Annotated in this window: 20 protein-coding genes, 1 pseudogene and 1 riboswitch; of the genes and pseudogenes, 7 read left to right on the top strand and 14 right to left on the bottom strand. The window is 70.8% G+C overall.

What is annotated here, in order from left to right; all coding sequences use genetic code 11:
- Window positions 1-374: 374 nt before the first annotated feature.
- Window positions 375-830, bottom strand: coding sequence for an ATP-binding protein (locus ACGFY9_RS23635; RefSeq protein ID WP_393757061.1), 456 nt, complete (start codon window positions 828-830; stop codon window positions 375-377).
- A gap of 98 nt (window positions 831-928) precedes the next feature.
- Here ACGFY9_RS23635 and ACGFY9_RS23630 point away from each other — a divergent pair, with 98 nt between their 5' ends.
- Together ACGFY9_RS23630 and ACGFY9_RS23625 are read left to right on the top strand one after the other, a co-directional pair.
- A complete protein-coding gene (locus ACGFY9_RS23630) occupies window positions 929-1,792 on the top strand; it encodes a Scr1 family TA system antitoxin-like transcriptional regulator (protein ID WP_393757059.1) in 864 nt (287 codons plus the stop codon).
- Complete coding sequence (locus ACGFY9_RS23625; RefSeq protein ID WP_393757057.1) at window positions 1,749-1,961, top strand: DUF397 domain-containing protein; 213 nt, start codon at window positions 1,749-1,751, stop codon at window positions 1,959-1,961. The genes ACGFY9_RS23630 and ACGFY9_RS23625 overlap by 44 nt, the downstream gene beginning before the upstream one ends.
- Here ACGFY9_RS23625 and ACGFY9_RS23620 read toward each other — a convergent pair.
- Window positions 1,945-2,838 (bottom strand): SDR family oxidoreductase, encoded by an 894-nt coding sequence (locus tag ACGFY9_RS23620; RefSeq protein WP_393757055.1) that lies wholly within the window; start codon window positions 2,836-2,838, stop codon window positions 1,945-1,947. The two genes, ACGFY9_RS23625 and ACGFY9_RS23620, sit on opposite strands and share 17 nt — an antisense overlap.
- Before the next feature lie 155 nt (window positions 2,839-2,993).
- On the opposite strand from ACGFY9_RS23620, the gene ACGFY9_RS23615 reads away from it, so the two are divergent.
- A complete protein-coding gene (locus ACGFY9_RS23615) occupies window positions 2,994-3,893 on the top strand; it encodes a LysR family transcriptional regulator (protein WP_393757053.1) in 900 nt (299 codons plus the stop codon).
- Here the strand turns inward: ACGFY9_RS23615 and ACGFY9_RS23610 are convergent.
- Complete coding sequence (locus ACGFY9_RS23610) at window positions 3,877-5,046, bottom strand: steroid 3-ketoacyl-CoA thiolase (RefSeq protein ID WP_393757051.1); 1,170 nt, start codon at window positions 5,044-5,046, stop codon at window positions 3,877-3,879. The two genes, ACGFY9_RS23615 and ACGFY9_RS23610, sit on opposite strands and share 17 nt — an antisense overlap.
- 231 nt (window positions 5,047-5,277) lie before the next feature.
- Between ACGFY9_RS23610 and ACGFY9_RS23605 the strand changes: the two genes are divergently transcribed.
- A complete protein-coding gene (locus ACGFY9_RS23605) occupies window positions 5,278-6,513 on the top strand; it encodes a cytochrome P450 (protein ID WP_393757049.1) in 1,236 nt (411 codons plus the stop codon).
- An 86-nt stretch (window positions 6,514-6,599) separates the two neighbouring features.
- Here ACGFY9_RS23605 and ACGFY9_RS23600 read toward each other — a convergent pair whose 3' ends face one another.
- The 8 genes from ACGFY9_RS23600 to ACGFY9_RS23565 all read right to left on the bottom strand — a co-directional run bounded on the left by ACGFY9_RS23600 (window position 6,600) and on the right by ACGFY9_RS23565 (window position 14,287).
- Window positions 6,600-7,184, bottom strand: a complete 585-nt coding sequence (locus ACGFY9_RS23600; protein ID WP_393757047.1) for a TerD family protein — start codon at window positions 7,182-7,184, stop codon at window positions 6,600-6,602.
- Window positions 7,185-7,251: 67 nt separating this feature from the next.
- The gene (locus ACGFY9_RS23595) at window positions 7,252-7,944 is read right to left on the bottom strand and encodes a YoaK family protein (RefSeq protein ID WP_393757045.1); all 693 of its coding nucleotides are present in this window, start codon (window positions 7,942-7,944) and stop codon (window positions 7,252-7,254) included.
- Window positions 7,945-8,015: 71 nt separating this feature from the next.
- Window positions 8,016-8,432: a transglycosylase SLT domain-containing protein gene (locus ACGFY9_RS23590; protein WP_393757043.1), complete on the bottom strand. Its 417-nt coding sequence runs from the start codon at window positions 8,430-8,432 to the stop codon at window positions 8,016-8,018.
- Window positions 8,433-8,772: 340 nt separating this feature from the next.
- Window positions 8,773-9,609: an ECF transporter S component gene (locus ACGFY9_RS23585; RefSeq protein ID WP_393757041.1), complete on the bottom strand. Its 837-nt coding sequence runs from the start codon at window positions 9,607-9,609 to the stop codon at window positions 8,773-8,775.
- Window positions 9,606-11,297, bottom strand: a complete 1,692-nt coding sequence (locus tag ACGFY9_RS23580) for an ABC transporter ATP-binding protein (RefSeq protein WP_393757039.1) — start codon at window positions 11,295-11,297, stop codon at window positions 9,606-9,608. Before ACGFY9_RS23580 ends, ACGFY9_RS23585 begins: the two co-directional genes overlap by 4 nt.
- The gene (locus ACGFY9_RS23575) at window positions 11,294-12,451 is read right to left on the bottom strand and encodes a CbiQ family ECF transporter T component (RefSeq protein WP_393757037.1); all 1,158 of its coding nucleotides are present in this window, start codon (window positions 12,449-12,451) and stop codon (window positions 11,294-11,296) included. Before ACGFY9_RS23575 ends, ACGFY9_RS23580 begins: the two co-directional genes overlap by 4 nt.
- Entirely contained in the window at window positions 12,444-13,046 is a 603-nt protein-coding gene (locus tag ACGFY9_RS23570) for an SCO2322 family protein (protein ID WP_393757035.1), read from the bottom strand. The genes ACGFY9_RS23575 and ACGFY9_RS23570 overlap by 8 nt, the downstream gene beginning before the upstream one ends.
- Window positions 13,043-14,287: a prenyltransferase/squalene oxidase repeat-containing protein gene (locus tag ACGFY9_RS23565; RefSeq protein WP_393757033.1), complete on the bottom strand. Its 1,245-nt coding sequence runs from the start codon at window positions 14,285-14,287 to the stop codon at window positions 13,043-13,045. The genes ACGFY9_RS23570 and ACGFY9_RS23565 overlap by 4 nt, the downstream gene beginning before the upstream one ends.
- 89 nt (window positions 14,288-14,376) lie before the next feature.
- A riboswitch (cobalamin riboswitch) is annotated at window positions 14,377-14,510 on the bottom strand.
- Window positions 14,511-14,569: 59 nt separating this feature from the next.
- On the opposite strand from ACGFY9_RS23565, the pseudogene ACGFY9_RS23560 reads away from it, so the two are divergent.
- Window positions 14,570-15,250: pseudogene (locus ACGFY9_RS23560) on the top strand (phosphotransferase); the annotation flags it as partial.
- Here the strand turns inward: ACGFY9_RS23560 and ACGFY9_RS23555 are convergent.
- Window positions 15,141-16,085: a helix-turn-helix domain-containing protein gene (locus tag ACGFY9_RS23555; protein WP_393757031.1), complete on the bottom strand. Its 945-nt coding sequence runs from the start codon at window positions 16,083-16,085 to the stop codon at window positions 15,141-15,143. The pseudogene ACGFY9_RS23560 and the gene ACGFY9_RS23555 overlap by 110 nt on opposite strands.
- A 145-nt stretch (window positions 16,086-16,230) precedes the next feature.
- On the opposite strand from ACGFY9_RS23555, the gene ACGFY9_RS23550 reads away from it, so the two are divergent.
- Window positions 16,231-16,956, top strand: a complete 726-nt coding sequence (locus tag ACGFY9_RS23550; protein ID WP_393757029.1) for an alpha/beta hydrolase — start codon at window positions 16,231-16,233, stop codon at window positions 16,954-16,956.
- Between the two features lie 12 nt (window positions 16,957-16,968).
- Here ACGFY9_RS23550 and ACGFY9_RS23545 read toward each other — a convergent pair whose 3' ends face one another.
- A complete protein-coding gene (locus ACGFY9_RS23545) occupies window positions 16,969-18,093 on the bottom strand; it encodes a PP2C family protein-serine/threonine phosphatase (protein ID WP_393757415.1) in 1,125 nt (374 codons plus the stop codon).
- 211 nt (window positions 18,094-18,304) lie between these two features.
- Here ACGFY9_RS23545 and ACGFY9_RS23540 point away from each other — a divergent pair, with 211 nt between their 5' ends.
- A complete protein-coding gene (locus ACGFY9_RS23540) occupies window positions 18,305-20,449 on the top strand; it encodes an ATP-binding protein (RefSeq protein WP_393757027.1) in 2,145 nt (714 codons plus the stop codon).
- Window positions 20,450-20,455: 6 nt separating this feature from the next.
- On the opposite strand, the gene ACGFY9_RS23535 is transcribed toward ACGFY9_RS23540, so the two are convergent.
- Window positions 20,456-20,902, bottom strand: a complete 447-nt coding sequence (locus ACGFY9_RS23535; RefSeq protein ID WP_393757025.1) for a nuclear transport factor 2 family protein — start codon at window positions 20,900-20,902, stop codon at window positions 20,456-20,458.
- Window positions 20,903-20,943 lie beyond the last annotated feature (41 nt).

Raw genomic sequence — 20,943 nt, 5'->3', positions numbered from 1 at the left:
ACTGCGCGACCAGCCCTCACCGGCCCGCGGTGAAGAACTGGCCTTGCCAGAAGTGGCCGTGGGGGCCGCTCGCTTCTTGGCCAGTGTCGGGCTTCCGCGGCCCGAGTAAAGGGCGCTCCGCTGCGCTGCGCGTCGCCTGCGGCGATGGCCCTGCGGGCCACCCTTGACTAGGGCCGCTCCAGCCCGTTTCAGAAGCGAGCGAGCGGCCCTGAGGAACGGGGGCCCAGGTGGGGAGCCCGCCGGGTGGGCTGTGTCGCGGGCCGGGGTGAGGAGGCGCGCTCGCGCCTCGCCAGCACGCCGCCTCGGCTCAGCGGCCAACCCCGGGTGGGGGCTTGCTGGAAGCTGGGGGTAAATCTAACCAGTGTCTTGAGCTGTCACTGGTTAGAAGTGGCTCCGGCTTGGAGAGATGGGTGGCGCGAGCATTCGAACCACACCGCCTTTCCCCCTCCGGCCGCCCGGGTCACCCCCCACTTGTCCGTCACCGCGTCCAGGATCACGAGCCCGCGCCCGTTCTCCGACTCGGCGTCGAAGTCGGTGTGCAGATCCGGGAGTTGGGAGGAACTGTCGCTCACCTCGACGCGCACGCCGGCCGTCTGGCACAGCAACAGCAGTCCGCAGCGCCGGTCCGGAACATGCCGTACGACATTGGCGACCAGCTCCGTCATGGCGAGTTCGACGGTGTCGGACAGCTCCGGCATGCCCCACTCCAGGAGGAACGAGCGGACGATACGGCGGATGTGCCGGGCCGAGTGTTCACCCACGGTGAGGGTCATGACGTACTGCCGGCGGTAAGGAACGGCCAGCATGGCGGGGGGAATTGGTTCGTTCACACTACGAGACTGACGCCCCGTCGCTACCCTCGGCAATGGCATGAATACAACCCGTTTACGGGTGCGCATTGTCGGGAGACGGAGACAGGGGGCTTCGCGTGCACATCGCCACGCTTGATCCAGGGGCTTCGGCGCTGGACTACTACGGCTATGAACTCCGCCGCTACCGAGAGGCGGCCAGCCTCACCCAACGCCAACTCGGCGTCATCATCAACTACACCGGGTCACTGATCGGCCAGATCGAGACGGCCAAGAAGCTCCCCACGCTGGCGTTCAGCAGGGCGGTCGACGCTGCCCTCAACACCGGTGGGCTGCTGACCCGGTTGCTCGATCTCGTGCTGCGCAGTCAACTCCCCGCCTGGTTCCAGCAGGTGGCCGAGATGGAGGCGCGGGCGACTGAGATCTGCACCTTCCAGACCCAGATGGTGCATGGCCTCTTCCAGACCGAGGCCTACGCCAGCGCCACGCTCGCCACGATGGACGAGACCGACCTGGAAGACCGCACCGCCGTACGACTGGCGCGTCAGCGCATCCTGAAGAAGGAATATCCGCCGGTCGCGTGGATGATCCTCAGCGAGTCTGCGCTGTACCAGGAGATCGGCGGCCCAAAGGTCATGCGCGGCCAACTGGCCCACCTGTTGTCATTCGAGAACAATCCTCGGATCAACATCCAGATCCTGCCGTTCTCGGCGGGGGCGCACGCAGGGCTCACGGGCTCGTTTACCCTCTTTCGCTTCGACAACGATCCGACCATCAGCTACACCGAGGGCTACGGCAGCGGGCATCCGACCGCCAACCCGGACACCGTCAAGGACTGCTCTCTCCGTTACGATCACCTGCAAGCCGCCGCCCTCTCCATCCGAGATTCGGCGGAGCTGATCCGGCGCGTGATGGAGGAACGTTATGGGGAACAACGCGATGCCGACGGGGACTCAGTGGCGGAAGTCCAGCTACAGCAGTGACCAGGGCGGCGAATGCATAGAGATCGCCGAAACCCCCTGCACCACTACCCCGAACACCCCCACCACCCTCGTCATCCGCGACTCCAAGACCCCGGCGGGCCCGATCCTCACCCTCGGTCCCGCCGCGTTCACGAGCTTCGTCAACTGGTCCGCTACGACGGCTGGTTGACCTCGAAGTAGTAGTCGTTGTCGAGGTCCGCGAGCAGGCCGATTCGGGTCGGGGTCCAGCCGAACCGCTCCCGGGTGAGAGTGCTCGTGCCGACCAGGTCGGACGAGTAGAAGTGGCCCAGCCAGCCGAAGTGGGTTCCGGCCTCCTCGACCGGCACGCTCTTCACCGGTAGGTCCAGCCGCTTGCCGATGACCTCGGCGATCTCGCGTACGGGGACGCCCTCGTCGTCGACCGCGTGCAGGACCGTGCCCGCGGGGGCGTTCTCAAGGGCCAGCCGGAACAGCACAGCCGCGTCGTCGCGGTGGACGGCGGCCCAGCTGTTCGTGCCCTCGCCGGGGTACGCGGAGACGCCCTTGGCGCGGGCGATCTCGATGACACCGGGGACGAAGGCGTGATCCCCCTCGCCGTGCACCTGCGGCAGCCGGATGACCGAGGAACGGACGTCCCGCGCCGCCGCCGTCAGGGTCGTCACCTCGGCCGGGAGGCGGAGCAGGTCGGGGCGGGCGGTGGGGTCGGGTACGTCGTTCTCGGTCCGGCCGTGGCTCACCACGGAGCTGATGACGAGGGGGCGGTCAGAGCCCGCGAGGGTCTCGGTGAGGGCTTTCACCGCGCTCAGGTCGATCGCCACGCAGGCGGCGTAGTTCGAGAAGTCGTGGATGAAACCGGTGTGGATCACACCGTCGGACGCCGACGCGCCCGCGCGGAGGGCGTCGAGGTCCTCCAGCGAACCCCGGTGCACCTCCGCCCCCGTCGCCGCGAGCCGTTCGGCCGACGCGTCGGAACGCGCCAGGCCCAGCACTTGGTGGCCGTTGCCGAGCAGTTCGCGGACGACCGCGCTGCCCACGAATCCGGTCGCTCCGGTGACGAAAACACGCATGACGAAATCACCCAGATCTAAGTCGGGTCGGAAAATTCGGTGTGCCTTCAGCCTGCGCCCGCCGCACCCCGCCCGTCCAAGGCCGACTCCGGAAGACGTGATTCAGTTCCGGTATCAACGCAGCTCGCGCGGTTGTGCCGTCGTACAGTCGAGGTATGAGTGACCTGGACCTGCGCCTCGTCCGCTACTTCACCGTCGTCGCCGAGGAACTGCACTTCGGGCGGGCGGCGGCCGTTCTGCATCTCGCGCAGCCGTCTCTCAGTCGTCATGTCCGGCGTCTGGAGGGCGAGTTGGGTGTCCAGCTCTTCGACCGGACCGCGCAGGGCACTCAACTCACCGAAGCGGGGCGGGCGTTCCTGCCCCGGGCCCAGGCGCTGTTGCGGTCGGCGGAGGAGGCGGCGGCCGTGGTCCGGGAGGTCGCGCAGCCGAGCCGGGTCGTCGTCGGGTTCATGACCGGGCTCATCATCACCCCGGCGGTGCGTGCGCTGCGCGCCGGGCACCCGGAGGCCGACGTGCACAGCCGTTTTCTCGGCTGGGGCGAGCTGCCGTCGGCCCTGCTGGAGCACCGGGTCGACGTGGTGGTGGGCCGATTCCCGTTCGCCACCGAGGGGTTGAGCGTCAGTGTCCTTTGCGAGGAGCCTCGCGTGCTGCTGATGCCGGTCGGTCACCGGCTGGCCGGCAAGGAGCGCGTCAGCATCGACGACATCGCCGACGAGCCCGTACCCCGGTTCCCCGACGAGGAGTTCAACGCGTTCTGGCGCGTCGACCCCCGCCCGGACGGCCGCCCCGCGCCGGACGGGCCGTTCGTCCGGGAGTTGGAGGACAAGCTCGAAGCCATCGCGGCGGGCGAGGCGGTGGCGATCGTTCCGGCGGGCGCCGTCAGAAAGGGCCTGCGGCTCGATCTGACGACGGTCCCGATCGACGGCGTGGCCCCGGTCCCGGTCGTGCTGGCCGTTCGCGCGGGCGAGGAGAGCCGCCCACTCCTCGCGGCCTTCCGCGCCTGCGCCGAGGAGCACCTGCACCCCGCCAACTGGCTTGCTACAGACGCTGAATGATCGTCCCCGTCGCCAGCGCCCCGCCCGCGCACATCGTGATCAGCGCGAACTCCTTGTCGGAGCGCTCCAGTTCATGCAGGGCCGTGGTGATCAGCCGTGCGCCCGTCGCCCCCACCGGATGGCCGAGGGCGATCGCACCGCCGTTCACGTTGACCTTCTCCAGGTCCTGTTCGAAGACCTGCGCCCAGCTCAACACCACGGATGCGAACGCCTCGTTGATCTCGACGATGTCGATGTCCTTGAGCGTCATGCCCGCCTTGCCGAGCACCGCCCGCGTCGCGTCGATCGGCCCGTCGAGGTGGAAGTGCGGGTCCGATCCAACCAGCGCCTGAGCCACTATCCGCGCCCGGGGCCGCAGCTTCAGCGCCCGCGCCATCCGCTTCGACGCCCACATGATCGCCGAGGCGCCGTCGCTGATCTGCGAGGAGTTGCCCGCCGTATGCACGGCGGTCGGCATCACCGGCTTCAACTTCGCCAGCGCCTCCATCGACGTGTCGCGCAGGCCCTCGTCGCGGTCGACGAGCCGCCACATGCCGAGCCCGGCGCGCTGTTCGTCCTCCGTCGTCGGCACCTGGACGGCGAACGTCTCCTTCTTGAACCGTTCCTCGGACCAGGCGATCGCCGCCCGCTCCTGTGAGATGAGGCCGAGCGAGTCGACGTTCTCGCGGGTCAACCGCCGGTTGCGGGCGATGCGTTCGGCGGCCTCGAACTGGTTGGGCAGGTCCACGTTCCACTCGTCCGGGAACGGTTTCCCCGGCCCGTGCTTCGACCCCGACCCCAGCGGCACCCGTGACATCGCCTCGACGCCACAGCTGATCCCGACGTCGATGACGCCCGCCGCGATCATGTTGGCGGTCATGTGCGAGGCCTGCTGCGAGGAGCCGCACTGACAGTCGACCGTGGTCGCCGCTGTCTCATACGGCAGACCCATGGCCAGCCAGGCGTTGCGCGCGGGGTTCATGGACTGTTCGCCGGCGTGGGTCACCGTGCCGCCGACGACCTGCTCGACGCAGTCGGCGTGAATGCCGGTGCGGCCGAGGAGTTCACGGTAGGTCTCGCCCAGGAGATAGGCGGGATGGAGGTTGGCGAGCGCTCCGCCGCGCTTGCCGATGGGGGTGCGTACGGCTTCCACGATGACGGGTTCCGCGACCATGGGACACGTCCTCTCCTCGTACACCGCGCGGCGCGGGCGTCCCGGCCACCCGCCACGCAAACTAGTACGCGTTCTAGTTCTGTGTGCAGTCTGCTGACAGTCCGTCCACAACCGCAAGGGTCGTGCAGGGAATTCGGGTCGCCGTGCCTCTTGCGACTTGTAGAACCCGTTATTACCTTCACGGGCATTCCCATGTTCCTGATGGACCGTCAGAAAACGGCTGGAGTGCCCATGCCCTGTCCAGCTCTCCCCGACGGGTTCGACTTCACCGACCCGGACCTGCTTCACCACCGCGTCCCGCTACCGGAGTTCGCCGAACTGCGCGCGGCCGAGCCGGTGCGCTGGATACCGCAGCCCCTCAACATCGCGGGGTTCCAGGACGAGGGCTACTGGGCCGTGACCCGGCACGCCGACGTCCGGTACGTCTCCACGCACCCGGAGATCTTCTCCTCGACCCTCAACACGGCGATCATCCGCTTCGGCGAGCACATGGACCGCGCCTCGATCGACGCCCAGCGGCTGATCCTGCTCAACATGGACCCGCCCGAGCACACCCGCGTCCGCCAGATCGTCCAACGCGGCTTCACCCCGAGGGCGATCCGCGCGCTGGAGGACCGCCTGCGCGACCGGGCCCACTCGATCGTGGCGGGCGCCCGCGCCCACTCCGGCCCCTTCGACTTCGTCACCGAGGTCGCCTGCGAACTGCCCCTCCAGGCCATCGCCGAACTCATCGGCATCCCGCAGGACGACCGCGTCAAGATCTTCGAGTGGTCCAACAAGATGATCGCGTACGACGATCCCGAGTACGCCATCACGGAGCAGGTCGGCGCCGAGTCCGCCGCCGAACTCATCGCCTACGCCATGGGGATGGCCGCCGAACGCAAGCAGTGCCCTGCCCACGACATCGTCAGCACGCTGGTCGCCGCCGAGGACGAGGGCAACCTGAACTCAGACGAGTTCGGCTTCTTCGTGCTGATGCTGTCGGTCGCCGGCAATGAGACGACCCGCAACGCCATCACCCACGGCATGCACGCGTTCCTCACCCACCCCGAGCAGTGGGAGCTGTACAAGCGGGAGCGTCCGTCGACCGCCGCCGAGGAGATCGTCCGCTGGGCGACCCCGGTCAACGCCTTCCAGCGGACGGCGACTCAAGACACCGAACTCGGCGGCAAGTTGATCAAAAAGGGCGACCGGGTCGGCATCTTCTACGCCTCCGCCAACCACGACCCCGAAGTCTTCGAGAACCCGGACCGGTTCGACGTCATGCGCGACCCGAACCCGCACCTGGGCTTCGGCGGCGGAGGCCCGCACTACTGCCTGGGCAAGTCCCTCGCGGTCCTCGAAATCGACCTGATCTTCAACGCGATCGCGGACGCGATGCCCGACCTGACGCTGACGGGCGACCCGCGCCGGCTGCGCTCGGCATGGATCAACGGGGTCAAAGAGCTTCAGGTGACCGCCGGTTGAGGTGACCCCGGTCGACCTCACAGCTCGGGCCGGCGGCATCCCGGCGCCGCCGGCCCGTCCCCTGCTCATGTCCGCAGGGCTGCCGCTTACTTCCGTACGGCGAACTTCATGAGCTCCCGCTCGTCCCCCTGCTTGATCTTGCCGGTCTCATTGATGACCTGGAGCTTCCAACTCCCGCCGTCCCGCACGGCCTTGGCGACCGCGCAGCTGTTGTGGTCGCTGAGCAGGTTGGGCCAGATCTCGGCGACCTGCTGGGTGCTGCCGCCTGTCGCGTCGTAGACCTTGAAGGCGATGTTGCGGGCCTTCTGGAAGGAACTGCCCTTCTTGTAGGCGGCTGCGACGAAGACGATCGACGTGATGTTGCCGGGTATCCGCGCGAGGTCGACGGTCACCGTCTCGTCGTCGCCCTCGCCCTTGCCGGTCTGGTTGTCACCGCTGTGCACCAGCGAGCCGTTGCCCAGCGGGTCCACGGAGTCGAGCCCGGCGAGCCGGACCGGGTCCTGGCCCTGCATCGCGATGGCGATCAGGTCGAGGTCCGTACCGGCCTTCTGGCGCAGCTTCCCGATGATGCCGCCGCTGCTGCCGACGGTGGGGTCCCAGGACGCCCCGATCTCCAGATGGGTCACTCCGTCCAGATCCGCCGGACCGTCTTCCTTCGTGAGCGTGATCATGCGTGATCGATCCTTTTGATCGTGGGACTCAGACGCACGAATTCTGCCTTCTTTACCGGGCTTTGGGCTACTCCCGTCCGGATGCGGTCATAGCGAACACCCCGGCGGCCAGAGCCGCGAGCAGGAGCGGGTAGCGCAGACCGTGGTGCAGCGTGAGCCAGGCGCCGAGGACCGCGCCGACGAGCATCGCCACGAGGGCGGCGGCGCGGCGGCGGGTGCCGGGGCCCGAGGTGTCGCCCGCGACCGAGTCGGAGATCAGGCCGGTCATGGTCATCGTCACGACCGTGGTGGTCGAGTAGTTGCTGACGCCGAGCTTGCGGACCGTGGCGTTGCGCAGGCCCATCGCGAAGGCGGTGAGGGCGATCAGGGGGTACGTCGTGGCATGCGCGTCCGGTGCCGCGAAGGCGATCACCACCGCCACACCGACCAGCAGCGCCTCCGCGCCCAGGCTTATCCGGGCCCAGGTGCGGCGGGACCCGGTGTCCATCCGGGCGGCGATCCTGCCGCCGGCCACCGCGCCCGCGGCGAAGAAACCGAGGGAGGTGAGGGTGTACGGCACCGAGAACCCGGGAGCCCCGGCGGCGGCGAAGCCCAGCACCACCACATTGCCGGTCATGTTCGCGACGAAGACATGCCCGAGGCCCAGATAACTGACGGCGTCGATCAGCCCGCTGACCACGGTCAGCCCCAGCAGCACGGCCACCAGCCGCACCCCGCGCGCTTCACGGTCGTAGGACTGGGGTGGTGTGTTCTCGGCCATGAACGCAATGTAGCGGCGGCCCCCGGTGTGCCGGGGACCGCCGCTGTGTGGTGCGTGTGTGGAGCCGGTGATCAGTACCAGCCGTTGGACTGCCAGAAGCTCCAGGCGGCCGCGGGGCTGCCGTAGCGGGAGTTCATGTAGTCCAGGCCCCACTTGATCTGGGTGGCGGCGTTGGTCTTCCAGTCGGAGCCGGCCGAGGCCATCTTCGAGCCCGGGAGGGCCTGGACCAGGCCGTAGGCGCCGGAGGAGGAGTTCGTGGCGGTGACGTTCCAGCCGCTCTCGTGCTCGACGATCTTGCTGAACGCGTTGTACTGCGCGGCGCTCGGGATCATCTTGTGCGCGATCGACTGAGCGGAGGAGGCGGAGGTCGTCGCGGCCTGGGCGGGAGCCGAGGTCAGCACGAGACCGGTGGTGGCGGCGGCCAGAGCGGCGGCGGTCAGGGCCTTCTTCGGGGAGGCGATGCGAGCGACGATGCGGGAGACGGACACGGAGAACCTGTTTCTTCGGGGACAGAGGCGTCGTACGCCTGCCGGTGTCACCGCGGTGCGCGGCGGGGGCAAAGCGTCGGCGCCGAGGCCCGTGAGGACTCGTCGGCGCCGTGCGACTGCTCCAGAGAAACACTCTCGATCCGTGTCCGCAAAGACCCCTTTTACTAGTTGTGGTCGCATGTGGGTGAAAGATGAACTGTGTGACGTGGCTCTCAAACCCCAGGTCAGAGGGTGTTTGGGGCGCGTACATGTCATGCCTAAACACTACTAATCCCAGTAGTTCGTGACATGGGTCATGTGGGCCGCTTCACCACCCCTGTGACGGCCGGTGCGCGCCGCCTCACACAGGGGGTCCGTCGAACGTGACCGGCGTCTCGAACGCCGCCCTCCGCGTGGCCCGCCGCAGCGCTTTGAGGAGCGCGGGCCCGAGCGTGAGCGTGAGCACGACGGTCACGACGGCCCGCCCCAGATCCCACCCCAGCGAGGTCGCCAGGCAGTAGGCCACGAAACGCGCCAGATTCGCGGGAACGGCGGCCTGCGGATCGAACGCGACGGACGAGGCCAGCGCCCCCATGAAGGGCCACCCGGCCAGGTTCATCGCGGTCCCGTACCCGAAGGCGGCGAGGAACCCGTAGCCCGCGAGCACCACGACCTCGCTACGGCCGCGCAGCCGCTCCCGGCCCGGCAGCAGGCCCGCGCCCATCGTGAACCAGCCCATCGCCAGCATCTGGAACGGCAGCCACGGCCCGACCCCGCCGGTGAGCAGCGCCGACGCGAACATCGTGACGTTGCCCAGCACGAACCCGAAACCGGGTCCGAGGACGCGTCCGCTCAGCACCATCAGGAAGAACATCGGCTCGACACCGGCGGTACCGGCACCGACGGGCCGCAGCGCGGCGCCGGTCGCGGCGAGCACGCCGAGCATGGCGACGGCCTTCGGACCGAGCCCGGACTCCGAGATCGCGGCGGCCGACACGGCGACCAGGAGCACCAGCAGACCCGCGAACAGCCAGGGGGCGTCCTGGGAGTGGGCGGCTACCTGCGAGGTGGGCGGGGCGAGGAAGGGCCAGGTGAAGGCGGCGACGCCGGTGACGGTGACGAGAGCGAGGGCGGCGGTGGAACGGGGGGTGAGGGGGACGGGGCGGTGATGCCTGCGCCGGGGAGGGTTCCTGCTCATGCCAGGGCCGCCCGGACCTCGGCGACCGTGAGCCACCGCTGCGGGGCCAGGATCTTCGTCGTCTGCGGGGCGAACGACGGGGACGCCACGACCACCTCCGCCGTCGGGCCGTCGGCGATCACCTCCCCGTCGGCCAACAGCACGACCCGGTGGGCGAGTTCGGCGGCCAGCTCGACGTCATGGGTGGCCAGGACGATCGCGTGCCCCTCGGCGGCCAGCGCCCGCAACACCGTCACCAGGCGGGACTTGGCCGCGTAGTCGAGACCCCGGGTCGGTTCGTCGAGCAGAAGGAGGGGCGGGCGGGCCGTCAGCACGATCGCGAGGGCGAGCGCGAGACGTTGCCCTTCGGACAGGTCACGGGGGTGGACGTCGTCCGTCACCCCGGGGAGGAGACCGGAGACCAGCGCACGGCACGTACCCGCCTCGGCGCCCGCGTCCGCGTCGGCGGCCGTGCACTCCGCGGCGACCGTGTCGGCGTAGAGCAGGTCGCGTGGTTCCTGCGGGACGAGGCCTACGCGGCGGACGAGGTCGCGGGGTGCCGTGCGGTGCGGGGTGAGACCGCCGACCCGGACCGTCCCGGAGGTCGGAGTGACCAGCCCGACAAGGGAGTTGAGGAGCGTGGACTTGCCGGCGCCGTTGCGGCCCATGAGGGCGACGGTCTCGCCGGGGGTGATGGTGAGGTCGACGTGACGGAGAGCGTCGATCTGGGCGCGGCGGACGGCGAGGGCCTGGACTTCCGCTGTGGGGGCGGGAGTTGGGGTGCTGGTCCTGCGTGCTTCTTTCCGGGCGCGCCAACGGGAGCTGCTCGGCCGGGAGTTGAGGAGCGACCTGGTGACGGGGGCGGGAGCGGGGGTGCCGCGCGTCGGTTCGCGGTCCGTGAGGCGCTCTCGCAGCTCGCCCGCCCGGCGCCGCGCGTCCCGCACGGTGAGCGGCAGCGGGGTCCACCCGGTGAGCCGGCCGAGGCCGACCACCGGTGGGAACACGGGCGATACGGCCATGATCTCCGCCGGGGTGCCGAGGACCGGGGCCGCGCCCGGCGCCGGGAGGAGGGCGACCTGGTCGGCGTACTGGATGACGCGTTCCAGGCGGTGTTCGGCGAGCAGGACGGTCGTGCCGAGGTCATGGACGAGGCGTTGGAGGACCGCGAGGACCTCTTCCGCCGCCGCCGGATCGAGGGCCGAGGTGGGTTCGTCGAGGACCAGGACCGTGGGGTGCGGGGTGAGGACCGAGCCGATCGCGACGCGTTGCCGCTGGCCGCCGGAGAGGGTGGCGATCGGCCGGTCGCGCAGCTCGGCGAGGCCCAGCAGGTCCACGGTCTCCTCCACCCTGCGGCGCATCACCTCGGGGGCGAGGCCCAACGACTCCATGCCGTAGGCGAGTTCGTCCTCGACCGTGTCCGTCACGAAGTGCGACAGCGGGTCCTGGCCCACCGTGCCCACGACATCGGCGAGTTCGCGCGGCGCGTGGGTGCGGGTGTCGCGGCCCGCCACCGTCACCCGGCCGCGCAGAGTGCCGCCGGTGAAGTGCGGGACCAGTCCGCTCACCGCGCCGAGCACCGTGGACTTGCCGACGCCCGACGGGCCGACGAGCAGCACGAGTTCGCCTTCCGGCACCTCGAAGTCGACGTGCTGGACAGCGGGTTGGGCCGCGCCGTCGTAGGTCACGGAGACGTCCTCGAAGCGGATCACGACAGTTCCTTGCCGGTGGGGATGAGTGCGGGGGCCAGGCCGAGCAGGATGGCCGCGGCCGGCCAGAGGGGGAGGGTAGGCGCGGTGAGGGGGACCACGCCCGGGCTGAGTGCGGCGGGGTCGCGGGTCGCGGCGAGGGTGAGCAGCGCGGCGACGGCCACGCCGGAGGCCGTGACCAGCCAGGCTCGCAGGTCCCAGGGGTCCGGGCGGTACCGGGTGCGGAGGGTACGGCGGCCGCCCAGGCGCAGGCCCGCGAGCGCGGCGACGACCCCGGCCAGCAGCAACGGGAGTCCGTAGGCGGCTCCTTCGGCGGTGAGCAGTCCGTAGGTTCCGGCGCAGATGCCCAGCAGGCCGCCGAGGGTGAGAGCGGCGGTTGTTCGGCGTAGGGAGGCGGGGACGTCGGCGGTACGGCCGTAGCCTCGCGCGTCCATCGCCGCGGCCAGGGCGACCGAGCGTTCCAACGCGCCCTCCAGGACCGGGAGTCCGACCTGCAGCAGGCCGCGCAGACCCCGGTCGGGGCGGCCTCGTAGGCGGCGGGCGGCGCGTAGGCGTTGGGCGTCGGCGATGAGGTTCGGGGCGAAGGTGAGGGCCACGACCACCGCTACGCCGGTTTCGTACAGGGCGCCGGGGAGGGACTTGAGGAGGCGGGCGGGGTTTGCCAGGGCGTTCGCCGCGCCTACGCAGATCAGGAGTGTGGCCAGTCTCAGGCCGTCGTAGAACGCGAAGAGCATTGCCTCGGCGGTTACTTGGCCGCCCAGGCGGATGCCCTGGGCCCAGTGGGGGAGGGGGGCTTCGGGGAGGGTGAAGAGGGGGTGGGTGCCGGGGATGGGGGAGCCGAGGATGGTTGCGAAGAGGAGGCGGATGAGGAGTACGGACAGGGCGAGTTTGGCGAAGGCGGTGTAGGAGCGGGACCAGGGGGCGGTGGTGCGGTGGGTTGCTACTACGTATGCCGTGACTGTGATCAGGAGGGTTAGGAGGAGGGGGTTGGTGGTGCGGGTTGCGGCTGTGGCCAGGGCCAGGGACCAGAGCCACCAGGCTCCTGGGTGCAGGGTGTTGTTGGGGGTTCGTTGTTGGCTGCTGCGCCGTGGGGGCTGGTCGCGCAGTTCCCCGCGCCCCTTAAGAAGGGGGTTGTGCGACCCGGGGTTTTTAGTCATGGGGGTGCCGTCGGCTTCGCCATACTGCTGCTGCGGCCAGTAGGGCTACTGCTGTTGCTCCTGCCAGGAGGCCGACTGATGGGCCGTGGTGGGGTGTTGGGGTCTTCTTCTGGTCGGTTACCTGGTCGGCGCAGCCCTGTTTCGGGTAGTCGGCTATTGCGCACAGTAGGGCGGCTGTGTTGTAGCGCAGGGGTTTGGCGACCGTGGCCAGGGCCTCTGCTGTTGTCGCGTCGGGGGTGACTCTCGCGCAGGCCGTGCGGAGGGCGGGGGCGTCGGAGGCTGTGCCGAAGTCGATGACCAGGGCGATGCGCTTCTTGCCTTGGGTGGCGGGGGAGTTGGCGCAGATCGCTGCGAAGTCGGGTGATGTGAGGCGGGGTTGCTTCGCGTTCGCCGAGTCCTCGCTCACCGCGAAGCGGAAGCCCTGGATGGTGCCGTCGTCCGGGCGGGTGGTGGAGGGGCCCTGCGTGGCGTAGGTCCAGTGGGTGCCGGTGCGGTCCCAGAAGGACCAGTAGCGGTAACCGGCTGCCTGGGCCTGGGTTGTTGTGCCGAGGACGAGGAGCAGGGCCGGCAGGAACAGGACGAGGCGGCGGGTCACTGTTGGTGGCCGCGCTTTCGGCCGCGGGTGATCAGGGCGGCGGCGATGATCGCGGCGAGGAGGAGGATGCCGCCGACGATCGTCCAAGTGGCGTTCAGGGAACCGTCGTTGTCGTCGGTGGCCGCGTTGTCGCTCGGGCCGGCTGTCTGCGGCTCGTCGATCGACTTCGGGGTCGGGCCCGTCGCGTTGAGCAGGGTGACGAGGTTCTGGCCGCCGAAGTCGTGGACGTCGGCGCCCTTCGCGGTGGTCGCCACGAAGACGAGTTGGGCGTAGGCGGCCGGACCGCCTTGCGTGGCCCAGGAGTTGGCGTGGGTCTCCAGCCAGCGCAGGGGCTTGGCGGCCTGGTCGTGCAGGCCGAGGGAGGACAGGGCGACGATCGCGTCGGCCGTGTTGCCGTAGTCGGGCTGGGGCTTGGCGCCGGGGAGCGCGGTGGTGAGGTGGCCGGTCCTCGCCATGGCGTGGGCGAGCCACGCGGCGCCGTTGTCCGCCACCCTGAAGGGATCGTCGCCGGACTTCTCGCACGTCGCGGGTGCGTCGGCGTCGTCCTGTCGGCTGCCGGTCAGCGACTCGCCGTAGAGGCCCAGCACGGCCGCCGCGGTCGCGTCCGCGTTGGCCGCGAGCCTGCCCTTCTTGTCCGGCTGGTAGGCGAAGGCGCCCGCGTCCGCGCCGCCGTCGCAGGGCAGCGCGAGCTTCCGCAGGGCGTCGTACGGGGACTTGCCGTCCTTCTGGAGGTTCGGCACGGTCACGCCCGCGTCCGCGAGGGCGCCGATGACGACGGAGGTGGAGTTCGCGTCGCTGGCCCCGCCGGGGGAGTAGCCCCAGCCGCCGTCGGGGTTCTGGATCGACTTCAGCCACGTGACGGCCTTGGTGACGGCGGAGTCCCCGCGGCCGTCGTTCGCGAGGGCCTGTACGGCGGCGGCCGTGCTGTTCGTGTCGACCATGACCTTGGCGTCGCAGGCCTTGGCGGGGTCGGCCCGGAACGCGGCGAAGGCGCCGTCGGCGCACTGCTGGCCGACCAGCCACGTCACCGCCTGGTCGGCGGGCTCCACGCCCACCGCGTCCTGCGCCAGCAGCGCGAGGGACTGGCGCCAGACGCCGTCGTAGGCCGGGTCGGAGGTGCCGTAGAGCCCGGCGGGTATCGCCGCGGACGGCGAGGGCGACGGACCGGCGGCGACGGCCGGGGCCGCCGCCATCACGGTGACGACGGTGGCCAGGACCGCGGCGCTGCGGCGGACGTTCATGATCGGCGGGTGCCTTCTCTGCGGGGAGCACGGCAGCGCGGGGACCCCCGGGCGGCTCGGCTCCGTATTCCTCGACGGTGCATGTGAACCGGTCACGTGCCGTACGGGGCGGTCCGGCTCACCGGGCCCCTGGGGGACCGGATCACGGTTGCGGGTCAGCGCCGGAATTGCACCGGCTTCCTCCCGTACGGGTGTGATGACGACCCGGCCACTGTACGGGGAACCTGAGCCCCCGCTGTGGGCAGGGGTTGCCCGGTCCGCCGTCCCCGGTAGGTTCTGGCCATGCCAGCCACGGGGAAAGCGCCGGGGAAGCTGATCGGCTCCGGCCGTACCGCCGACGTCTACGAGATCGACGAGGCGTGGGTGCTGCGCCGCAACCGCGAGGACTGGGGGGACGCGGCGGCCGAGGGCGCGGTGATGGAACATGTGCGGGCCCACGGCTATCCCGTGCCCCGGGTGCGCATGGAGGACCCGGGCACCTCGCGCACCTCGCGTACCGATCTCGTGATGGAGCGGCTGACCGGGCCCACCATGGTGGAGGCGTTCGTCGCGGGTGCGATCGACGCGGTGGAGGCCGGGACCGTACTCGCCTCTCTGCTACGGCAGTTGCACGCGATCCCCGGTCGGCGGCCCGGAACTCGGGTGCTGCACCTCGACCTTCACCCGGAGAACGTGCTGCTCACTCCGGACGGCCCGCGCGTCATCGACTGGGCCACGGCGGAGGACGGTGACCCGGCTCTCGACTGGGGGCTCTCCGCGATCATCCTCGCCCAGGTCGCCGTGGACGACGATCAGCCGGTCGCCGGACCGGCGCGCGCGATGCTCGTCTCGCTGCTCGCGGATCCTTCCGGGCTCACGGGGGAAGGGTTGGCGGAAGCGCGGCGGAGGCGGGCGGTGAATCCGACGATGACTCCGCGTGAGGTCGAACTCCTCGGTGTCGCCGAGGAGTTGGTGCGGTCGGTCGCGCTTCTGCCGTAGCGGTGGAGGAGGCCAGGAGGGCCAGTTTGTCGGCCGCGTCGGTGTCCGGGTCCGGGTGGTAGATGACGAGGGTCTGGCGCGGGGCGCCGTCGATGCTCAGGCGTTCGCGGTTCAGGTGGAGGGCGCCGACCTGGGGGTGGTCGAGGTACTTGGCCGCGCCCTCGCAGGACTGTACGTCGTGGCGGGCCCAGAGTCGGCTGAACAGGGGGCTGGCGAGGGAGAGTTCGCCGACCAGCTCGATGAACCGGGGGTCGTCGGTGTCGGTGCCGACCGCCTCGCGGAAGGCGGCGACGATACCTCCGCTGGAGTTCTCCCACTGCGGGTGGAGTGCCTGCTCGGCGGGGTCGAGGAACAGGGAACGCAGGCGGTTGGCGCCCGCCGTGAAGCGCGGTGACAGGGCGGTCGCGAGGGTGTTGGCGGCGAGGACGTCGAAGTAGCGGCCCTCGACCAGGGCCGGGAGCGGGAGCGTCGTGAGCAGCTTGGTGATGCTCGGCGGGACCGTCTCCCTGCGGCGCTGGGGGCGGATGCGCTGTCTGCGGGGGCCGTCGGCGCCGAGGCGCAGCAGGTGGGCCGTCGCGGTGCCGTCGAGCCGCAGCACCCGGGCGATGGCTTCGAGGACCTGCGCGGAGGGGTTGCGGTCGCGGCCCTGCTCCAGCCGCAGGTAGTAGTCGGCGCTGATGCCGGCCAGCATCGCGACCTCCTCGCGGCGCAGGCCCGGCACCCGCCGGACCCCGAAGACCGGGATACCGGCCTGTTCGGGCGTGACGAGTTCGCGGCGGGCGCGCACGTACTCACCCAGCAGGTTCGGTTCGTCGGCCATCTCCTCACTGTAGATCGGGCGGACGGGGGCCTGCCTGGTCCTGTCACCCCCAGGGTCGGCGGGGCCCTGGCTGGGGTGTGGGGCGGGCGGCAGCGTCGTCGGTGGCCATGCGGCAACCCCGGCCACCACACCAAGGAGCGACACGATGTCTACTTATCTACTGGTACACGGCGCCTGGCACAGCGGGCAGGCCTGGGACCGGGTGGTCCCGCTGCTGACGGCTGCCGGGCACCGGGTGTTCGCGCCGTCACTCACCGGCTACGGCGACAAGGCGCACCTGCTCGGCCCCGGGGTGGGCCTCGACACCCACGTCGAGGACGTCGTCGGGCTGATCACCGAGGAGGACCTCACGGACGTGGTCCTCGTGGGGCACAGTTACGCGGGGCTCGTGGTCTCGGGCGCGGCCAACACGCTCCCGGACCGGATCGCCCATCTCGTCTACCTGGACGCGATGGTCCCGGTGGACGGCGAGCGCGCGACCGACATCCTGCCCGTGACCCAGGTCCTGATCGACCTGGCCGCGCGGTCCGACACCCCCTGGCGGATTCCGCCGCTGCCCGAACTCCCGCCGCCCGGTGGCCTGTTCGGGGTCACCGATCCGGCGGACGTGGCCTGGCTGCGCACGATGGTCTCGGACCAGCCGACGCTCTGCCTCCAGCAGCCCGTACGGCTGGACAACCCCGCCGCGAACGCGATCCCCCGCACGCACATCCACTGCGTGGGCAGCGAACCGGAAGGTTTCGAGCGGCGGCCCGTCCCCGCGATCCAGCCCAACGGCACCCCGGCCCAGGTGTGGGAACTGGAGACCGGCCACGACTGCATGATCACCAAGCCGGCCGAACTCACCGACCTGCTCCTCAAGTTGGGCTGAAGCCGCCGGGCCTCAGACCCGCACCGGCGCGGTCACCCCCGTCGGCTGGCACAGGACGAGTGCCAGGTCGTCGGTGGGCGGCCCGCCGGTGTGGGCGAGCAGCCGCTCGTACAGGGCGTTCAGGGCGCCGTCCGGCGTCGGCTCGCTCAGGGCGAGGGCCGACTCGGTGAGGAGGGCGAACGGGGTGCCGTCCGGGGCGCGGGATTCGGTGAGGCCGTCCGTGTAGAGGAGGAGACGGTCACCGGGCTGGAGACGGACCCGGTACTGCCGCGGCTCCGGGTGCAGCCCCAACGGCAGGGCGGGCACCCGGGGTTCGAGCAGTTCCAGCCGCTGCCCGGAGCGAAGAGGCGCCGGATGACCGCAGTTGACCAGCCGCACCTCACCCGGCCCGAACTCCACCAGCACGGCGGTGACGAAGTCCTCCGGGGCGAGATGGGGATAGAGGCGGCTATCGATGCCCCTCGCGAGGGTCGCCAAATCCGGGGCGGTGTAGGCGAGTTCGCGGAACGCGGTGACCGTGTCGGACGCCGTGCGCAGCGCGTCGAGCCCGTGCCCGCGCGCGTCCCCGACCAGCACACGCAGGCCGTACGGCGTCACCGCGAGGTCGTACAGATCACCGCCGACGGACGACTCCCGGCTCGCGCAGTGGTACCGGGTGGAGACATGCGTCCCGGAGAGGCTGCGGGAGACGGGCCGCAGAATCGCCTCCTGGGTGATCCGGGCCACCTCCCGCGCCTCCGCGAGTCGCTCCCGCAACCGCCCGCGCTGCCACGCCGCGTACACACTGCACGCGCACCCCAGCAGCAGCCCGCCCCACCGGACGGCGAACCCGGCACTCAGCTGCGTCCCGGCGCCGAGCCCCGCCGCGAGCGCGAGCAGGATCGTCCAGCAACTGACGAAGAACGTACGCCGGGCGCCCAGGAACGTGGCGGCCATCAACGGCCCGATCGCCAGCAACGGCAGGATCGGCTGCACCCGCCCGATCAACAGCCCCGGGGCAGCCGCGAGCAGACAGCCGACGGGGGCGACGAGAAAGCCCATCGGGCAGGCGAAGAGTCCGGCCGGTGCTTTGCGGGATCCTGCCCGTACCGTGCGGACTCCCGTCGGCGTCCCGCGGACTCGGCGTCTCCCATCCATCGCGTTCACGCCATGACGATCGCTGAATTTTCGTCTCCTCACCTGTGTCAACCGGGAGTTGATCACCTCTCGATCATGGCGTGTCGAATATGGCCTGCAAGTGGTCATGAAGGGCGGCTGTTTCGGGGGTGTTGCGACTGTTCCGGGCAGCCGTGGACCGCGTTCCGGGACACGCGCGTGGAGTCGGTGGTGTGCGGACACACTGGGCCTCGTGCCGGACACGACTCACCCGAACCCCGGGGACCTCGGGAATCTGCCGCCCGAGACCCATGGTTTCGTCGGGCGGCGCACCGAACTCGCCCTGCTTCAGGCCGCGTTGGACCCGGCGGCCGGTCCTGCGGGGCGGCTGGTGAGTGTGGTCGGGGTCGGTGGGGTCGGCAAGACGCGGCTTGCCCTGCGCGCGGCGGCGGAGGTCCGGGACGCGTATCCCGATGGTGTGTGGTTGACCGAGTTGTCGCCCTTGCGTACGCCTGGGCTCGTCGACCTCGCCGTCATGGAGACCCTCCGGCTCGCCGATCAGTCGACCCGCCCCGTGATCGACGTCATCGCCGAATGGGCCCACCGCAAACGGCTGTTGATCGTCCTCGACTCCTGCGAGCACCTCCTCGCCGACTGCGCCAAGGTCGCCGCCGCGCTGCTGTCCCGGGCACCCGAGCTGCGCATCCTCGTCACCAGCCGGGAACGGCTCGCCCTGCCCGGCGAGGAGGTCCTCCACCTCGAACCGCTCCCCGTGGACGGCGGCGCCGACGAGAGTGCCCCCGCCGGTGACGCCGTGGCCCTGTTCGCCGAGCGCGCCGCCGACGCCGGACGGCCGCTGAGCGACGACGACGTAGCCGGCCGCGCGATCGCCGCCGCCGTCTGCCGGCGCCTCGACGGCATCCCCCTCGCCCTCGAACTCGCCGCCGCCCGCCTCGCCGACCTCACCCTCGACCAGCTCCACGCCCGCCTCGGCGAACGCCTGCCCTCGCCCTCAGATCTGCCCTCGCCCCTGGACCTGTTGGCCTCCGCGCCCGGTGAACGCCCGCCCCGCCACCAGACGTTGCGCACCGCCATCGGCTGGAGCCACGAACTCTGCGCGCCCCTCGAACGCCTGCTGTGGGCGCGGCTGTCCGTCTTCACCGGCGGCTTCTGCGCGGAGACCGTCCAACAGGTGTGCGCGGGCGGCCCGTTGGCACCGGAGCGGATCGCCGGGCTGCTCGCCCGGCTCGTCGCGCAGTCCATCGTCCTGCCCGACCCCGTCATCTCGGCCCGCTACCGGATGCTCGACACCGTCCGCGAGTACGGCACCGACTGGCTGCACGCCCTCGGTGAGGAACGCGCCGTACGGCGACGCCATCGCGAGTACTACGCCCGCCTCGCCCAGCAGGGCTGCGCCGAGTGGAACACCGGACGGCAGGTCGCCTGGTGCGAGCGGGTGCTGAGCGAACACGCCAATTTCCGGGCGGCAGTCGACAGCGCGCTCGCCGAACCGGACCGTACGGCCGCTGTGGAGATGGCGGGCCACGTCGGGTTCCTGTGGCGGCACTGCGGCTACCTCCGCGAGGCCCAGGCCTGCCTCGACCAGGCCCTCGCCGCCGACCCACCCCCGGGCCACGGCCGCACCCTCGCCCTGTGGTCGCGCGGGGCCGTCGCCATCCTCCAGGGCGACCAGGAGGCGGCGGCCAACTGGGCGGTCCGCTGCGCCGACGCCGCCCGCGACCAGGGCTCCCCGGTCGCCGCGGTCGCCGCCGTGTACGTGAGGGGCGGCCAACTGGCCCTCACCAGCCGCCTCGCCGAGGCGATCGACGTCCTCGCCGCCGCACCCCGACTCCCCATTCAGGACGACGCGTTCGGCGCCGCCCAGCTCCAGGTCCGGCTCGCCCTCTCCCTCGCGCACGTCCTGCGCGGCGAGTACGAGCGCGGGCGCGAGGTCTCCGACGAGGTGCGGACGGCCAGCCGGAAACAGGGCGAGTACTGGTGCGGGGCGTACGCCGACTGCCTGATCGCCCACGCGGACCTCGCGCGCGGCGACGTACCGGCCGCCGTGCGGGGCGCCCGGACCTCGATCGCCGGCCACGCCCTGCTGCACAACACGGCCGGCGCGGCCCTCTCCCTCGACGTCCTGGCCGCCGCCGTCGCGACCACCGGCGACGCCCACCGCGCCGCCCGCCTCCTGGGTATCGGCACCCGCCTCTGGGAACTCACCGGCCGCGCCCAGATGGACTCCCCGGACCTCATCGCCACCCGCCGCACCTGCGAACTCCGCGTCCGCGAACACCTCGGCGACGACGCGTACGAGACGGGATACCGGGAGGGCCTGGCGATGTCGTACGACGAGGGAATCGCGTACGCGACGAGCCGGCCGGGCGGTCGGTGAGGGGGGTCAGTGACGCGGGGTGGGGCCGCCGAACGGCAGGAACAGGGTCCGGGTCGCGATCAGCCAACTCCCGTCCACCTTGCGGAAGTTGTCCTCGTAGTGACCGACCTGGACCGGGGGACCGGCGGTGACCTGACCGCCGTGATAGCCGTCGATCCGGTACGTCGTGAAGTACGCCGTCGAGATCGCCGTGTCGGGGGAGGTGAGGCTGACGAGGACGTTCGACATCAGCCGCCGTGAGAGCCGCCCGGAGGGACGGGAACCGAAGTACTTCCGCAACGCCCCCCGCCCCTCCACGAGCCGCTCGCCGTCCGGCCACTCCCAGGTGCCGTCCTCCGTGAACAGCTCGGCGACGGAGGAGGGTTCACCGAGATCGAGTCGGCGGACGAAGTCCAGGATCACGCGCTCACAGGCGCGTTCGGCGAGGAGGCGTTGCAAAGGGTCAAGGTCCATGCGGTCGTTGGTATCAGCCGCACACGCCGGGCCACGACCGA

The sequence above is a fragment of the Streptomyces sp. NPDC048504 genome (genome assembly GCF_043200035.1).
In the GTDB taxonomy this organism is placed as follows: Bacteria; Actinomycetota; Actinomycetes; order Streptomycetales; family Streptomycetaceae; genus Streptomyces.
Note: the sequence above shows the minus strand (reverse complement) of the source record. Positions and strands in the feature narration are given on the sequence as shown.

Excerpts from the sequence above, each read along its gene's own strand:
- ACGFY9_RS23625 (WP_393757057.1), top strand. The coding sequence starts at position 1,749 with ATGCCGACGGGGACTCAGTGGCGGAAGTCCAGCTACAGCAGTGACCAG.
- ACGFY9_RS23620 (WP_393757055.1), bottom strand. The coding sequence starts at position 2,838 with ATGCGTGTTTTCGTCACCGGAGCGACCGGATTCGTGGGCAGCGCGGTC.
- ACGFY9_RS23615 (WP_393757053.1), top strand. The coding sequence starts at position 2,994 with ATGAGTGACCTGGACCTGCGCCTCGTCCGCTACTTCACCGTCGTCGCC.
- ACGFY9_RS23610 (WP_393757051.1), bottom strand. The coding sequence starts at position 5,046 with ATGGTCGCGGAACCCGTCATCGTGGAAGCCGTACGCACCCCCATCGGC.
- ACGFY9_RS23605 (WP_393757049.1), top strand. The coding sequence starts at position 5,278 with ATGCCCTGTCCAGCTCTCCCCGACGGGTTCGACTTCACCGACCCGGAC.
- ACGFY9_RS23600 (WP_393757047.1), bottom strand. The coding sequence starts at position 7,184 with ATGATCACGCTCACGAAGGAAGACGGTCCGGCGGATCTGGACGGAGTG.
- ACGFY9_RS23595 (WP_393757045.1), bottom strand. The coding sequence starts at position 7,944 with ATGGCCGAGAACACACCACCCCAGTCCTACGACCGTGAAGCGCGCGGG.
- ACGFY9_RS23585 (WP_393757041.1), bottom strand. The coding sequence starts at position 9,609 with ATGAGCAGGAACCCTCCCCGGCGCAGGCATCACCGCCCCGTCCCCCTC.
- ACGFY9_RS23575 (WP_393757037.1), bottom strand. The coding sequence starts at position 12,451 with ATGACTAAAAACCCCGGGTCGCACAACCCCCTTCTTAAGGGGCGCGGG.
- ACGFY9_RS23565 (WP_393757033.1), bottom strand. The coding sequence starts at position 14,287 with ATGAACGTCCGCCGCAGCGCCGCGGTCCTGGCCACCGTCGTCACCGTG.
- ACGFY9_RS23555 (WP_393757031.1), bottom strand. The coding sequence starts at position 16,085 with ATGGCCGACGAACCGAACCTGCTGGGTGAGTACGTGCGCGCCCGCCGC.
- ACGFY9_RS23550 (WP_393757029.1), top strand. The coding sequence starts at position 16,231 with ATGTCTACTTATCTACTGGTACACGGCGCCTGGCACAGCGGGCAGGCC.
- ACGFY9_RS23545 (WP_393757415.1), bottom strand. The coding sequence starts at position 18,093 with ATGGATGGGAGACGCCGAGTCCGCGGGACGCCGACGGGAGTCCGCACG.
- ACGFY9_RS23535 (WP_393757025.1), bottom strand. The coding sequence starts at position 20,902 with ATGGACCTTGACCCTTTGCAACGCCTCCTCGCCGAACGCGCCTGTGAG.